Source organism: Streptomyces sp. NPDC034099, from assembly GCF_055575415.1.
Genome location: NZ_JBVISR010000008.1, coordinates 236,170 through 250,812, shown reverse-complemented (window position 1 = coordinate 250,812; position 14,643 = coordinate 236,170). Strand labels below are relative to the sequence as shown.

Genomic DNA, 14,643 nt, shown 5'->3' with positions numbered 1-14,643 from the left:
GAATGTCAGTGTCTGCACCCCCCACCCCGCCCCGGACGCAGAAACCCCGCCGCTCCACCCCAGCCGTCGCCCTGCTCGTGCTGCCGGCCGCCGCCGCGGCCGCCGGTGCCGCCTGGGCGGCCGCTCCCGAGGCCGCCCGGAGCTGGACCGCCACCCTCGCCGTGACGTCCTGGCTGTGCGTCGCGGTGTCCGTCGTCCTCGGCTCCCACCTAATCGGACGGGCGCGCCGGACCGCGGCGGCCCGGCGGACGGAGGTCAGCGCCCTCAAGGCCCAGCTCGCGCAGGAGAACGCCGGGCTCGTGCACCTGGTCAACGTCGCGTTGCCGGGCATCGCGCAGCAAGTGCGCGACGGCACCGGCGCGGACGAGGCCGTCGCCCACACCGCTCCCGCCTCCGGCCCCCACCTGCGTCAGGTGGTACAGAGCTTCGCCGTCCTGGTGCAGGACGCCGTACGGCAGGCCGCGGACGCCGAGTCCCGGCGGGAGCAGGCGGTGCGGGAGACGCGCCGGGTCACCGCCGAGCTGGAACACCTGACGCACAGCACCCTGCCCGCCGCGGTGGAGAAACTGCGGGACGGCACCTCGGCGGAGAACGTCCTCGCCGAGCTGGAGTGGCCCCGGGGAGCACAGACCCGCGCCTGCGCCGAGCTGTTCGTCCGGGAACTGGCCCACAGCGAACGGCGCACCGCCGCCGCGCAGGCCGCCGCCGCCAGGTCCCTCAGCCGCGTCCAGGCCAAGGCCGTCAGCATGCTCGCCGACCTGAGGGACATGCAGGATCGTCACGGCGAAGAAGTCCTCGGAGACCTGCTGCGCCTGGACCACGGCACCTCGCAGCTCGGCCTCATCACCGACCGGCTGGCCCTGCTGATGGGCGGGCGCTCCAGCCGGGCCTGGAACAGGCCCATCGTGATGGAGAGCATCCTGCGCGGCGCCGTCGGCCGGATCGCCGCCTATCAGCGGGTGCGGATGCACTGCTCGACCGACGCCGCGATCTCCGGCTACGCGGCCGAGGGCGTCATGCACCTGCTGGCCGAACTCATGGACAACGCCGCCAACTTCTCGCCGCCCATCGACGAGGTCCACGTCTACGTGGAGGAACGTACCGCCGGAATCGTCGTCACCATCGAGGACAGCGGTCTGAAGATGGCCGACGCCGCCATGCGCCACGCCGAACAGGCGGTGTCGGGGCGGATGAACGACCTCGCCTCGCTGCAGGGCACGCGCCTCGGCCTCGCCGTGGTGGGACGGCTGGCCGCCAAGTACGGCGTCGGCGTGAGCTACCGGCCCTCGTCGCGCGGCGGCACGGGCGTCGTCGTCCTGGTGCCGCCCCAACTGCTCGCCCAGCAGCGGGACCCGGGACCTCCACTGACCGGCCGTACCCTCGGCGGGGGCGGCGCCTCCACCGTCCCCGGCCCCGCCCCGGCCGCAGAGGCCCCGGCGTTCACCCGGCGCGTCCCGGACGCCCGGCCGGCGGAGCGGACCGGCCTGCCCGAACCGGCGCCGCACCCCGGACCCGCGCCCGCCACACCGGGCGGCCTGCCCGTGCGCTCCCCGGGCCGCACGATGGCCGAGGCGGACGCCGAGCGGGAACGCCGCGACCACCAGCGGCCGCCCGTCGACCCGGCCGCCTCCTCCTCCCGCGACGCCGGGGCCAGCTTCGGCGCCTTCCATCGCGGACGCCGGTCCGGAGCGGCCGGCGGGGCGCCGGAGTCCGAACCGCCCGCCCCGGCCTAGGCGGCCGACCGCGCCCGCATCGCAACCGCACCGCGCCGCACGGCCCCGTACCGGGGCCCGCTCGCCCCTCTTGCCCGTGTCGCTCGTGAGATTGGAGGAACGGGCCGGTGACCGCAGTACCCGGAACCACCGTCCCCGCACCCACCATGCAGACCACCGACAACAGCCTCACCTGGCTCCTGCAGAACCTCCTGGACCGCACCCCCGGCACCCGCCACGCCCTCGTCCTCTCGCGCGACGGCCTCAAGCTCTGCTGGACCGAACACCTGACCCAGGACCGGGCCGACCAGCTCGCCGCGATCTGCTCGGGCATCCAAGCTCTCGCCCAGGGCGCCTCCGTCGAGTTCGGCAACGGAACCGGCGGCGTCCGGCACTCCATGACCGAGTTCCACGGGGGGCTGCTGTTCATCGTGGAGGCGGGCGAGGGCGCGCACCTGGCCGTCGTCGCGGTGGAGGATGCCGACCCCGGCGTGGTGGGCCACCAGATGACCGAGCTGGTCGAGCAGATCGGTGAGCACCTGCGGGCCGAGCCGCGCCACGCCGTCCCCGGAGGCAGCTCGTCGTGACGCGGAGGCCCGTGGACACCGGCGCACCCGACCGGCTCTACACGGTCACGGGCGGGCGCAGCCGCGCCGACGACTCGTTCGACCTCGTCACCCTGGTGGTCGCCGAGTGCGGGCCGTCGGCCGGCATGCAGTCGGAACACGTCCGCATCCTCGACCTGTGCCGGCACCCCACGGCCGTGGTCGAGATCGCCGCCGAGCTGACCCTGCCGATCACCGTGGTCCGTATCCTGCTCGGCGACCTGCTCGCCACCGGATCCGTCACCGCCCGCCACCCGCGCCTGGGCCGGACCGCCGCGTCGCACCCCGATACCGTCCTTCTCCAGGAGGTGCTCCATGGGCTCCGCAACCTCTGACCCGGCCGCCTCCGGCTCCACCACCGCCTCCGGGGCCACCACGACCTCCGGCGCCGTCGGGGTCTCCGGCCGCAAGCCCCTGACCGACGCCGCGGAGACCGGGCTGAAGATCGTCGTCGTGGGCGGCTTCGGAGTCGGAAAGACCACCCTCGTCCGCTCGGTGAGCGAGATCCGGCCGCTGAACACCGAAGAGGTCATGACCCAGGCCGGAGTCGGCGTCGACGAGACCGGCGGGGTCATGGCCAAGACCACCACGACCGTGGCCTTCGACTTCGGCCGCATCAGTCTCAACGACCGCATGGTGCTGTACCTGTTCGGCGCCCCCGGCCAGGAACGCTTCTGGTTCCTGTGGGACCGGCTGTTCTCCGGCACCCTCGGCGCGGTCGTCCTGGTCGACACCCGCCGCATGGACGACTCCTGGTACGCGATAGACCGGCTGGAAAACCACCGCACTCCCTTCGTGGTGGCCGTGAACCGCTTCGACGACGACACCGCCCGGCACTCCCTGGACGAGATCCGGCTGGCCCTCGCGCTGCCCGAGCACGTGCCGCTGATCGACTGCGACGCGCGGGTGCGGACCTCGGGCAAGAACGTGCTGGTCACCCTCGTGGACCACCTCTACCAACTGGCCCTGGCCCAGGAGAGCGCATCGTGACCGACATCGACCCGTCACCCCACCCCGTCGCCGCACCGGGCTGCCCCGCGCACCCGGACGCCGTGCCGCTGGCCGGACTGGAGTACCAGCAGACGCCGTCGGACCTGTACCGGGGGCTGCGGGCCCGACACGGCGCCGTCGCCCCCGTGCTCCTCGACGGTGGCATCCCCGCCTGGCTGGTCCTCGGCTACCCGGAGGTCAGCTATGTGACCAGCCACGACGAGCTGTTCGCCCGGGACTCGCGCCGATGGAACCAGTGGGGGAGCATCCCGCGCGACTGGCCCCTGCTGCCCTACGTCGGCCATCAGCCGTCGGTCCTGTTCGCCGAGGGCGAGGAGCACCGGCGGCGGGCCGGGGTCATCACCCAGGCGCTGGCCGGCATCGACCAGTTCGAGCTGGCCCGGGACTGCCGGCAGCTCGCCGGCCGGCTCATCGCCGCCTTCGCCGGCAGCGGCCGGGCCGAGCTGATGAGCGGCTACGCGCACCCCCTGCCGATGCGCGCCGCCGTGCGTATGTGCGGGATGCCGCACACCGGCGCCGAGACCCGGCAGCTCGTCGAGGACCTGCGCGTCTCCCTCGACGCGGCCGAGGGCGACGACCCGGTCGCCGCGTACACGCGCGTGGGCGAGCGCATCCACCACCTGGTCCGCCACAAGCGCGAGCGGCCAGGACCCGACGTCACCTCCCGCATGCTGACCCACCCCGCGGGACTGACCGACGAGGAGGTCGTCCAGGATCTGATCTCCGTCATCGCCGCCGCCCAGCAGCCCACCGCCAACTGGATCGGCAACACCCTGCGGCTGCTGCTCACCGACGAGCGCTTCGCCCTGAACGTCTCCGGCGGCCGCCTCAGCGTGGGGGAGGCCCTCAACGAGGTGCTGTGGCTGGACACCCCCACGCAGAACTTCATCGGCCGCTGGGCCGTCAACGACACCCAGCTGGGCGGCCGGCAGATCCGGGCCGGTGACTGCCTCGTGCTCGGCCTCGCCGCGGCCAACACCGACCCGCAGCTCTGGCCCGAGGCACATGTCGGCGCCGAGAACTCCGCGCACCTGTCCTTCAGCAACGGCGAGCACCGGTGCCCGTACCCGGCACCCCTGCTCGCCGACGTCATCGCCCGCACCGCGGTCGAGACCCTGCTGGAACGGCTCCCCGACCTCGTACTCGCGGTCGAGCCCGAGGAGTTGGCCTGGCGACCGTCCATCTGGATGCGCGGCCTGACCGCCCTGCCCACGCTCTTCACCCCCGTCGTGGCCTGACGGCCGTGCCGTTGCTCAGGCCGCGGGGGTGAAGCGCACCGGCAGCGACTGCGGGCCCCGGGTGAACACGCCCCGTTCCACCACCTCGAAGCCGTCCTCCGTCCGCAGGTCGGGCATGGCGTCCAGCAGTTGTCCGACCCCGGTCTCCACCTCGGCCTTCGCCAGCAGCGCCCCGACGCAGAAGTGCCGGCCGAGCGCGAAGGCGAGGTGGTCGGCCGCGGCCGAGAAGGCGGTCGTCGTGGTCAGGTCGTCGCGCATGATGTCGAAGCGGTCCGGGTCCCGGTAGCGGCTCTCGTCCCGGTTGGCGGCCCCTATCAGGCAGGTGACGGTGGCACCGGCGGGTATCGTGCCGCCGCTGAGCGTGACGTCCGTCGCCGTCTGGCGCATGATCATGTGGACCGGCGGGGTGTAGCGCAGCGTTTCGGCGAAGGCGCGGGGAATCAGGCTCCGGTCCTCGCGGACGGCCGCCAACTGCTCCGGGTGGGCCAGCAGGTTGGCGAAGATGCCGGCGATCGCCTTGTCGGTGGTCTCGCCGCCCGCCGCGAGCAGCAGACTGCAGAACGCCTTGATGTCCTCGTCGCTCATCCGGACCCCGTCCACCTCGGCGGCGCACAGCGTGGACAGCAGGTCGTCGCCCGGCTTCTCGCGCCGCTCCCGGATGACCGGGAACATGTACTCGGCGAACTCCACCCGGGTGCGCGCACCGGCCGCCGCGACCGCGGGGTCGCCGGAGAGGTTGCCGAGGAAGGCGATGACCGACGTGTACCAGCCGTGGAACCGGTCGTGGTCGGCCTTGTCCAGGCCCAGCATGTCGGCGATGACGTTGACGGGGAACCGGGTCGCGTAGTCGGCGACCAGATCCGCCCGGCCGGTGTGCCGGAACGCGTCGATCAGTTCACGGGAGTTGCGCTCGATCACCGGCAGGAACCGCTCCTGGAGGTCGGCCCCGCGGAAGGCCGGGGCGACCAGGGCGCGCCGGACCGCGTGCTCCCGGCCGCTCAGCTGGAGGATCGTCCTGCCGTGCACGGGCTCGATCTGCCAGTCGTAGTTCTCCGTCGTGAACTGCCCGCCGCGGTCCTTGAAGACGCGCTCCACGTCCTCGTAGCGCGAGACGATCCAGCTCTGGGTGGCCTCGTGCCGGATGAGGGGAGCGCTGTCCCGCATCATCCGGTAGACCGGATACGGGTTCGCCGCGAACTCGGGGGAGAGGATGTCGGGGACCTGCTGCGCGGTGGACATGGGACTCCTCGATCGACAACGGCATGGCCGCCCCAGGCTATTGACGACGCGCCACCTTCGACAGACCGCGCGGCGGTCCGGTCGTCACCGGGTCAGGCCACGCCGTCCACCGAGGCGCGCAGCCGTGCGCTGGCCATCCGCATGTGCTCGGCCATCGCCCGGTCCGCGGCCTCCGGGTCCCGTGCGCGGATGGCCTGGAGTACCGCGTCGTGCTCGCACAGCGTGCCGCCGACGGTCCCCTCGATGTCGCTGACGCGCTCCATCCAGACCTGGAGCAGCGCCCGGATGCTGTGCAGGATGTCGCTGAGCACGGTGTTGCGGGCGATGCGGGCCGTCTCCAGGTGAAAGGCGATGTCGGCGTCGATGAACGCCGTGACGTCCCCGCCCGCGTCGCGCATGTGCTGGAGGTGCTCCTCCAGCCTGGCCACGTCCGCGTCGGTGGCGCGCTCCGCCGCGAGCCGGGCCGAGACGCCCTCCATGTACGTGCGGACCTCGACCAGGTCCTGTGTGCGCCGCTGGCCCAGCATCAGGCCCCAGTTGATCGCCCGGGGCAGGAACTCCGAGGTGCCTTCGCGGACGTAGGAGCCGGAGCCGGGACGGATCTCGATGATCCCGAGGACGTCCAGGGCCGACAGGGCGCCGCGCACGCTGGACCGCGCCACCCCCAGGGCCTCGGCCAGCTGCCGCTCGGCGGGCAGCCGGGTGCCGGGCCGGATGTCACCGGCCGAGAGGTGGTCGAGGAGCCGCTTGGCGACCTCGCTGACGGACGACTCGCGCACCACGGGGCGCAGCAGCCGCGCGAGGTCGGGCGCGTCGGCGGAGCTGTGCTGATCAGGCTGACTGGTCACGGTCACCAGTCAACCAGATGCCGTACTCACTCCGCTGACCAGGCAGTTCATCGCTCTCTCGGGTGTGGTTTGTCAAGAGTTGGGGTGCTCGGAGAGCTATGACGCTCACCACACTGGTAAATTGGTGACCAATTTGATCCGGAGGCTTAGCGTGAACACGAACCGGTCGGCCGCCCCTGTGGCGGACCACCCGGAGTGACCCACCCCGGACGGAGTTGTCCGGGCGAGCCGAGGAGTCGCCCATGGGTGCCCAAGCGCCATCCGCGGCAGTCGAGAGAACTGCCATCAAGAAGGTCTCAGTCCGCCTCGTCCCCTTCGTGGCGCTGATGTTCTTCGTGAACTACCTGGACCGCACGGCCGTCTCGTTCGCCGAACCGAACGGTATGGGACAGGACCTCGCCCTGACCGCTGCCCAGTTCGGCTTCGCGTCCGGGATCTTCTTCCTCGGCTACATCGTGCTCGAGGTCCCGAGCAACATGGCCCTGCACCGCTTCGGGGCCCGCCGCTGGCTGGCCAGGATCATGGTGACCTGGGGCATCGTCTCCCTGCTGTTCACCTGGGTCAGTAGCAGCGGCCAGCTCTACACGCTGCGCTTCCTCCTCGGCGTCGCGGAGGCCGGGTTCTTCCCCGGCGCGATCCTCTTCCTGAGCCAGTGGGTGCCCTCCCGCCACCGCACCAAGATCCTCGGCCTGTTCTACCTCGCCCAGCCGCTGACCACGGTCTTCGGTGCCCCGCTGGCGGGCTGGCTGATCGGTCGGCACGGACTCTTCGGCCTCGAGGGCTGGCGGGTGATGTTCCTGTTCGTCTCGCTGCCCGCGATCGTCCTCGGCGTCGTCGCCTGGTTCTACCTGATCGACAAGCCCGCCGACGCCAAGTGGCTCACCCCCGCCGAGCGTGACTGGCTGACCACCGAACTCGCCGCGGAGAACGCCCGGAAGACCGGCCACGAGGGCAAGCACGCCAAGGGCGACCTCAGGAAGGCCTTCAGCAGCGGACGCGTCTGGACCCTCGCCGCCGTCTACTTCGGCTTCGTCTACGGCCTGTACGCCCTCGCCTTCTTCCTGCCGACCATCATCAACGGCTTCCAGGACCAGTACGACACCACGTTCAGCGTCATGGACAAGGCCTGGATCACCGCGATCCCGTACCTGCCCGCTGCCGTCGTCCTCTTCTTCTGGACTCGGCACGCCACCCGCCACGGCACCCGCACCTGGCACGTGGCAGGCCCTGCCGTCGTCGGCGGTGTGTCCATCCCCCTCGCCCTCTACATGGGCTCGCCGACCGCCACCGTCGCCGTGATCACTGTGACCGCCTGCGCCATCTTCGCCGCGCTGCCCGTCTTCTGGTCGGTGCCGTCGCGCTTCCTGACCGGCGCCGCCGCCGCGGCCGGCATCGCCCTGATCAATACCGCGGGCAACGTCGCCGGGTTCGCCTCCAGCTACATCACCGGCTGGCTCAAGGACTGGAGCGGCGCCTACTACCTGCCGCTCTACCTCGTCGGGTTCTTCATGCTGCTGTCCGCCGCGCTGATGATCCTGCTCGCCGCCCGCAACCGCACCGGCGAACCGGCCCACGCTCCTGAACCCCAGGCCGAGGAGGCCCTGCGATGACCCGCCTGTTCAACGACCCGGCCGCCTTCGCCGACGAGGCGCTGGAGGGCTTCACCGCCGCCCACCGGCGCTGGGTCCGGCCGGTCCCCGGCGGCGTCGTCCGGGCCACCGCCACCCCGGCCGGCCAGGTCGCCGTGGTGATCGGCGGCGGCTCGGGCCACTACCCCGCGTTCTCCGGACTGGTCGGCCGCGGTCTGGCGCACGGCGCCGCCGTCGGCAACGTCTTCGCCTCGCCGTCGGCCCGGCAGATCCACTCCGTGGCCACTGCCGCGAACGGGGGCGGGGGAGTCCTGCTGATGTACGGCAACTACGCCGGTGACGTCCTGCACTTCGGACAGGCCGCCGAGCGACTCGCCGCCGACGGTATCGAGACCCGGACGTTCGCCGTCGCGGACGACATCTCCAGCGCGGGTCCCGACGAGTCCGCCAAGCGCCGCGGCATCGCCGGTGACCTGCCCGTCTTCAAAGCGGCGGCCGCCGCGGCCGAGCAGGGCCTGTCCTTGGAGGAAGTGCTGCGCGTCGCCGAACGAGCGGGCGCCCGCACGCGTTCCTTCGGCATCGCCTTCTCCGGTTGCACCCTCCCCGGCGCCGATCACCCCCTGTTCACCGTCCCCGAGGCCCGCATGGCCGTCGGCCTCGGCATCCACGGCGAGCCCGGCATCGGGGAGGAGGCCCTGCCCACCGCCGACGAGGCGGCCCGGTTGCTGGTCGACACCCTGCTGAAGGAACTCCCCCCGGACGTCTTCGCCCCGGCGGGCCGGTGCGCCGCGGTCATCCTCAACGGGCTCGGCTCGGTCAAGTACGAGGAACTGTTCGTCGTCTACCGCAAGGTCGCGGCCCTGCTCGGCGCAGCCGGTGTGGAGATCGTCGATCCCGAGGTGGGCGAACTGGTCACCAGCTTCGACATGGCCGGTGTCTCGCTGACCCTGACCTGGCTGGACGACGGGCTGGAGGAGCTGTGGCGGGCCCCGGCCGACACGCCCGCCTACCGCAAGGGCGCCCTCGACGCACCGGAGCCGGACCAGGACCCGGCGCCCGTGACCGCCGTCGCCCAGGACACCGCCGTACCCGTGGCCTCCGACGACTCCCGCCGGGCCGCAGCCACCGTGCTGGCCGCGCTGGAGGCGGTGGCCCGCATCGTCGACGCCCACGCCGACGAACTCGGCCGCATCGACGCCGTGGCCGGCGACGGCGACCACGGCATCGGCATGCGGCGCGGCTCCACCGCTGCCCACCGTGCCGCCGCCGACGCCCACGGGCTCGGCGCGGGCGCCGGTACCGTCCTCACCCGCGCTGCCGACGCCTGGGCCGACAAGGCGGGCGGTACCTCCGGTGCCCTGTGGGGGAGCATCCTGCGCTCGCTGGGCACGGCCCTTGGCGACCGGGACGCCCCGGACGCCGCCCGGGTCGCCGAAGGGGTCGAGGCGGCCTCGACCGCCGTGCGCGGGCTGGGCGGGGCCGAGGTCGGCGACAAGACCATGGTCGACGTCCTCGTCCCCTTCGCCGACGCGCTGACCGCCGGCACGGCCGAGGGGCTGAGCCTCACCGAAGCCTGGGACCGGGCCGCCGCCGGCGCCGCCGCGGCCGCCGCCGCGACCGCGGACCTGCTGCCCCGCAGGGGGCGGGCCCGCCCGCACGCCGAGAAATCCCTCGGGACCCCCGACGCGGGGGCCCACTCACTCGCCCTGATCACCCGCGCCGTCCACGGCGCACTGCTCGACCACTGAGGAAAGCCGCCATGACCGACAAGCTCCGTATCGTCGTCGGCTCCGACGACGCCGGCCACCAGTACAAGGAAGCCCTCAAGCAGGACCTGCGCGGCAGTGCCCTGGTCGCCGAGGTCACCGACGTCGGCGTCGACGCCGACGGCCACACCGCCTACCCGAAGGTGGCCATCGCCGCCGCCGAGATGGTCGCCCGCGGCGAGGCCGACCGTGCCCTGCTGGTGTGCGGCACCGGCCTCGGCGTCGCCATCGCCGCCAACAAGGTCAAGGGCATCCGCGCCGTCACCGCCCACGACTCCTTCTCCGTCGAGCGGGCGATCCTCTCCAACAACGCCCAGGTGCTCACCTTCGGCCAGCGCGTCGTCGGCCTCGAACTCGCCCGCCGCCTGGCCGCCGAGTGGCTCACCTACCGCTTCGACGAAGGCTCGGCGTCGGCCGCCAAGGTCCAGCTGATGAGCGACTACGAGAGCGCCGTCGACGCGAGCCCGGCCGACGACGGGGCGGCCGCCTGATGCCCGCCCCCGCACCGGCACCCGTGCTGCTGGGGGTGAGCCTCAAGATGTACTTCGGCCACCACCAGACGCTCAACTGGTCCCGCCGGATCGCCGCCCTCGCCGAACGCCACCCCGCCGTCACCTCCGGCGCCACCCGCGTCTTCGTCCTGCCCGCCTTCCCGGCCTTGGTCCCCGCCACCGGCATCCTCGCCCCCTACGGCATCGCCCTCGGCGCCCAGGACATAGCCACCGAGGACAGCGGCCCCTACACCGGCGAGGTCGGCGGCCCCGTCCTCAAGGAGATCGGCTGCCGCTACGCCGAGGTCGGCCACGCCGAGCGCCGCCGCCTGTACGGCGAGGGCGACACCGTCGTCGCCGCCAAGACCGCCGCCGCCCTGCGCAACGGCCTCACCCCAGTCCTGTGCGTCGGCGAACGCGACGAGGCCGATCCGGCCGACGCCGCCTCCCGCACGGTCGCCGAGGTCGAGCGCCTGCTCAGCGGGCTGCGGGGCGCGGTCGTCCTCGCCTACGAGCCGCAGTGGGCCATCGGAGCCCCCGAGCCCGCCTGCGCCGACCACATTGCGGCTGTGTGCACCGCCCTGCGCGGCTGGCTCGACGCCCATCCCCGGCACGCCGGTTCCACCGTCATCTACGGCGGCAGCGCGGGCCCCGGCCTGCTGACCCGCCTGGCCGGCACCGCCGAGGGCCTGTTCCTCGGCCGCTTCGCCCACGACCCGGCCAACGTCGAGGCCGTCCTCGACGAGATCCGCTCCCCGTCCCCGGCGGGGGTGGCGTGATGGCCTACGGCATCAGCACCTACGCCTACTTCTGGCGCCTGTCGACCCGTGCCCCCGAGCCCATGAGCCTGCCGGAGATGCTCCGGGACACGGCCGGACTCGGCGGCCAGGTCTTCCAGATCTGCGACTACGCGCCCATCGAGTCCTACGACCGCGCGCGACTCGCCGACCTCCGCGCCACTGCCGAAGACCTCGGCCTGACCCTGGAACTCGGCACTCGGGGCATCCGCCCCCAGCACCTGCTGAAGTACCTCGACATGGCGGGCGACCTGGGCGTGCCCCTGGTCCGCTCCATGCTCAACACGGCTGACCACCGCCCGGACACCACCGAGGCGGTGACCCTCCTGAAGGAGGCCGTGCCGCGCTACGCCGACGCGGGCGTCACCCTCGGCCTGGAGACCTACGAGCAGGTCGCCACCGACGACCTGGTGAACGTCGTACGCGCGGTCGACGACCCGCACCTCGGCATCGTTCTCGACCCGGGCAACAGCGTCGCCCGGCTGGAACGCCCCGCCGACGTCGTGGCAGCCGCCGCGCCGTACACGGTCAACATCCACGTCAAGGACTTCGCCTTCTCCCGCCGCGACGGCTGGGTCGGCTTCACCTACGCGGGCTGCCCGCTCGGCGAGGGCCTCCTCGACTACGACGGCATGATCGCCGCCGCACGTCCCGAGGAGCGCGGCATCAACCAGATCGTGGAGCACTGGCTCCCGTGGCAGGAGGAGGGCTACGACGCCACCGCCCGGCTCGAACACCAGTGGACGCAGCACAGCATCAACACCCTCCTGAGGAGCAAGTAATGGCCACCGAGATCCAGACCCGCGCCGCCGTGCAGACCGTCGCCGTCATCGGGGCCGCCGGCAAGATGGGCCAGCGTGTCTCCAACAACCTGGTCGAGAGCGACTTCCGGGTGCTCTTCAGCGAGGCCTCGCCCAAGGGGCAGGAGCTGATCCGCGCCCTCGGCCGTGAACTGACCGAGTCGGCCGCCGCCGCGGCCGAGGCGGACGTCGTCGTCCTCGCCGTGCCCGACGTGGTGCTCGGCAAGGTCTCCGAGGAACTCGTGCCGCTCATGAAGCCGGGTACCGTCGTCCTGACCCTCGACCCGGCCGCCGCCTACGCCGGACTGCTCTTCACCCGCGAGGACATCCACTACGCCTGCGCCCACCCCTGCCACCCCTCGGTGTTCCTGGAGCGCACCACCAAGGAGGAGTGGCAGGACACCTTCGGCGGAATCGCCGCCCCGCAGGAGGTCGTCGCCGCCTACGAGGGCGGGGACGCGGCGAAGCAGGAGCTGGCCGACTCCGTCATCCGCGTCATGTACGCCCCGGTCGTCGACGTCCACTGGGTCACCGTCAAGCAGCTCGCCGTCCTTGAGCCGACCCTCGTGGAGACCATCGCCTGCATGGTCGGCGCCCTGCTCACCGAGGCCCTGCACGAGACGGTCCACACCGTCGGCGTCCCCGAGAAGGCGGCCCGCGCGATGCTGCTCGGCCACACCCAGGTCGCCCTCGCCAACACCCTGAAGGGCTCCAACCCCTTCTCGGACGCCTGCCTGATCGCCATGGACTACGGCCGTGAGTCCATCGTGCGCGAGGACTGGAAGAAGGTCTTCGACGACGAGGAGCTGGACAAGGTCATCACGCGCATGCTCAAGATCAAGGAGATCAGGCGCTGACCCACCCGCCCATGCGACGCCGGAGATCCGCACGGACCTCCGGCGCCGTCGTACTCAGGCGCGGGTGTCGAACTCCGCCCGCACGCGCAGGAGTTCGGACAGGTCCGAACCCACCGCCAGCTCGCGCGGCGCCGTGCCCCGCCGGAACAGCCGGGCGTCGCGCTCGCCGCCGAGCACGGCCCTGACGCCCTCGACCCGCAGCCAGGACCCCTCCCGCAGGCCCAGCACGGGCACGTCGTTCTCCTCCAGGAACTCCGTGAGCCGCTGCTCGCGGGTCTCGCCCTTGTGCGTCGAGCCGGGGTCCGGGTCGAGGTAGTGCGGATTGATCTGGAACGGGACGAGACCGAGCGTCTGGAAGGACGGCGGCTCGACGATCGGCATGTCGTTGGTGGTGCGCAGCGAGGGCGCCGCCATGTTGGTCCCGGCGCTGGCCCCCATGTACGGCAGCCCGCCGCTCACCGCCTCGACCAGCGCCTCCCGCAGCCCCGTGCGGTACAGCGCGGTGAGCAGCCGGAAGGAGTTGCCGCCGCCGACGAACACGGCGTCCGCCTCACCGAGCCGCGCGAGCGGGTCGCCGCCCTCGTGCACGCCCCGCACCTCGATCCCGGCGCCGGAGAGCGCGCCGCGGACCCGGGCGGTGTAGGCGTCGTGGTCGGCCAGCGCGTACGGGACGAAGGCCAGCCGGGCCCCGGCGGGCAGGAAGCCGGTCACGGTGTCGAGGGCGTGTTCCAGGTAGCCGCGGCCGTGCTGGGTGGAGTTGGACAGGAGCAGCAGATTCACGGGGTCGGTCCTCGCAGACGGGTGGATCGGGTGGATCAGATGGGCCGGTGGGGTCAGGCGGTGGGGGACGTGCGGGGTGGACGCGGACGCCGGTGGTGCTGGGGCGGATGCGTCAGGCGCTGCTCCAGCAGCCGGGCGGCGCGGCGCAGCACCTCGAGCCGGTCCTCGGGCCCCTCGGGGAAGCGCTCCTTGGCGGCGCCGAGACTGAGGCTGCCGTAGGGCTCCGAGCCGAGGAACACCGGCATGGCGACCGTGCCGATGCCCGCGTCGTACTCGCCGACCGTCCACGCGTAGCCCTGCGCGCGCACGGTGCGGAACTCGCGCTCCAGCTGGTCGGGGTCGGTGACCGTGCGCTCGGTGAAGCGCGCCATCGGGCGCCCGCGGAAGAGCCGGTGGCGCTGCTCGTCGGGCAGGAAGGCGTAGAACGACTTGCTGGTGGCCCCCGCGTGCGCCGGGTACAGCTCGCCGACCAGCGGGTAGTAGCGCAGCGGCCCCTCCTCGCCCTCGACGGCCGCGACACAGCGCATGTGGAAGCTGTCGGGCAGGCAGAAGAGCACCGTGTCACCGGTCGCCGCCCGCAGTTCCTGCAGCACCGGTTCCGCGAGCAGTTCCAGGGAGCCCGAGCGCTCCCACAGGCGGCCCAGGCGCAGGGCGGCCGGGCCGATCCGGTAGCGGCGGGTCGCAGGGTCGGAGACCAGGAAACCGCGGCCCGCGAGGGTGGACAGCAGACGCTGGGCGACCGAGGTGTCCCAGCCGAACTCGGCGGCGATCTCGGTGACGCCCCAGTCCGGGCGGGTGCGCTCGAACGCCAGCAGCACCAGCAGGGCGCGGTCGACGGTCTGCAGCGCCCCGGCCGGTGTCCTGCGGTCCACGGGTTCGGCCGGGCGACCGGTCATGACGGGCTCCTCTC

General features: G+C 72.6%; 15 protein-coding genes. 11 read left to right on the top strand and 4 right to left on the bottom strand.

The window, feature by feature from the left end; genetic code table 11:
- The first annotated feature begins 2 nt into the window (after positions 1 to 2).
- From ACZ56V_RS23790 to ACZ56V_RS23770, 5 genes are all read left to right on the top strand, one after another.
- Positions 3 to 1,733 (top strand): sensor histidine kinase, encoded by a 1,731-nt coding sequence (locus ACZ56V_RS23790; RefSeq protein WP_468945008.1) that lies wholly within the window; start codon positions 3 to 5, stop codon positions 1,731 to 1,733.
- Positions 1,734 to 1,879: 146 nt separating this feature from the next.
- The gene (locus ACZ56V_RS23785; protein ID WP_171986992.1) at positions 1,880 to 2,299 is read left to right on the top strand and encodes a roadblock/LC7 domain-containing protein; all 420 of its coding nucleotides are present in this window, start codon (positions 1,880 to 1,882) and stop codon (positions 2,297 to 2,299) included.
- A complete protein-coding gene (locus ACZ56V_RS23780) occupies positions 2,296 to 2,652 on the top strand; it encodes a DUF742 domain-containing protein (RefSeq protein WP_468945005.1) in 357 nt (118 codons plus the stop codon). Before ACZ56V_RS23785 ends, ACZ56V_RS23780 begins: the two co-directional genes overlap by 4 nt.
- A complete protein-coding gene (locus tag ACZ56V_RS23775) occupies positions 2,633 to 3,307 on the top strand; it encodes a GTP-binding protein (protein WP_467380034.1) in 675 nt (224 codons plus the stop codon). Before ACZ56V_RS23780 ends, ACZ56V_RS23775 begins: the two co-directional genes overlap by 20 nt.
- Positions 3,304 to 4,566, top strand: a complete 1,263-nt coding sequence (locus tag ACZ56V_RS23770) for a cytochrome P450 (RefSeq protein ID WP_398908643.1) — start codon at positions 3,304 to 3,306, stop codon at positions 4,564 to 4,566. Before ACZ56V_RS23775 ends, ACZ56V_RS23770 begins: the two co-directional genes overlap by 4 nt.
- Positions 4,567 to 4,581: 15 nt before the next feature.
- Here the strand turns inward: ACZ56V_RS23770 and ACZ56V_RS23765 are convergent, their stop codons facing one another.
- Together ACZ56V_RS23765 and ACZ56V_RS23760 are read right to left on the bottom strand one after the other, a co-directional pair.
- Positions 4,582 to 5,805 carry a cytochrome P450 gene (locus ACZ56V_RS23765; RefSeq protein ID WP_398908645.1) on the bottom strand — a complete coding sequence of 408 codons (1,224 nt, stop codon included), beginning with the start codon at positions 5,803 to 5,805 and terminating at the stop codon, positions 4,582 to 4,584.
- A 92-nt stretch (positions 5,806 to 5,897) separates the two neighbouring features.
- The gene (locus ACZ56V_RS23760) at positions 5,898 to 6,659 is read right to left on the bottom strand and encodes a FadR/GntR family transcriptional regulator (RefSeq protein ID WP_356369255.1); all 762 of its coding nucleotides are present in this window, start codon (positions 6,657 to 6,659) and stop codon (positions 5,898 to 5,900) included.
- Between the two features lie 236 nt (positions 6,660 to 6,895).
- Between ACZ56V_RS23760 and ACZ56V_RS23755 the strand changes: the two genes are divergently transcribed.
- From ACZ56V_RS23755 to ACZ56V_RS23730, 6 genes are read left to right on the top strand one after another with little or no spacing between them, the layout of a single operon-like run.
- Entirely contained in the window at positions 6,896 to 8,263 is a 1,368-nt protein-coding gene (locus ACZ56V_RS23755; protein WP_398908647.1) for an MFS transporter, read from the top strand.
- On the top strand, positions 8,260 to 9,990 hold the full coding sequence (locus ACZ56V_RS23750; RefSeq protein WP_468944998.1) for a dihydroxyacetone kinase family protein: 1,731 nt from the start codon (positions 8,260 to 8,262) through the stop codon (positions 9,988 to 9,990). Before ACZ56V_RS23755 ends, ACZ56V_RS23750 begins: the two co-directional genes overlap by 4 nt.
- Positions 9,991 to 10,001: 11 nt before the next feature.
- Positions 10,002 to 10,499, top strand: coding sequence for a ribose-5-phosphate isomerase (locus ACZ56V_RS23745; RefSeq protein ID WP_356369249.1), 498 nt, complete (start codon positions 10,002 to 10,004; stop codon positions 10,497 to 10,499).
- Positions 10,499 to 11,278, top strand: a complete 780-nt coding sequence (locus ACZ56V_RS23740; RefSeq protein WP_468944994.1) for a triose-phosphate isomerase family protein — start codon at positions 10,499 to 10,501, stop codon at positions 11,276 to 11,278. The genes ACZ56V_RS23745 and ACZ56V_RS23740 overlap by 1 nt, the downstream gene beginning before the upstream one ends.
- Complete coding sequence (locus ACZ56V_RS23735; protein ID WP_468944991.1) at positions 11,278 to 12,078, top strand: sugar phosphate isomerase/epimerase family protein; 801 nt, start codon at positions 11,278 to 11,280, stop codon at positions 12,076 to 12,078. Before ACZ56V_RS23740 ends, ACZ56V_RS23735 begins: the two co-directional genes overlap by 1 nt.
- A complete protein-coding gene (locus ACZ56V_RS23730; RefSeq protein ID WP_468944988.1) occupies positions 12,078 to 12,953 on the top strand; it encodes a phosphogluconate dehydrogenase C-terminal domain-containing protein in 876 nt (291 codons plus the stop codon). Before ACZ56V_RS23735 ends, ACZ56V_RS23730 begins: the two co-directional genes overlap by 1 nt.
- 54 nt (positions 12,954 to 13,007) lie before the next feature.
- Here ACZ56V_RS23730 and pepE read toward each other — a convergent pair whose 3' ends face one another.
- Entirely contained in the window at positions 13,008 to 13,733 is a 726-nt protein-coding gene (gene pepE / locus ACZ56V_RS23725; RefSeq protein ID WP_467380044.1) for a dipeptidase PepE, read from the bottom strand.
- A gap of 53 nt (positions 13,734 to 13,786) precedes the next feature.
- Entirely contained in the window at positions 13,787 to 14,629 is an 843-nt protein-coding gene (locus ACZ56V_RS23720; protein ID WP_398908659.1) for an IclR family transcriptional regulator, read from the bottom strand.
- Positions 14,630 to 14,643 lie beyond the last annotated feature (14 nt).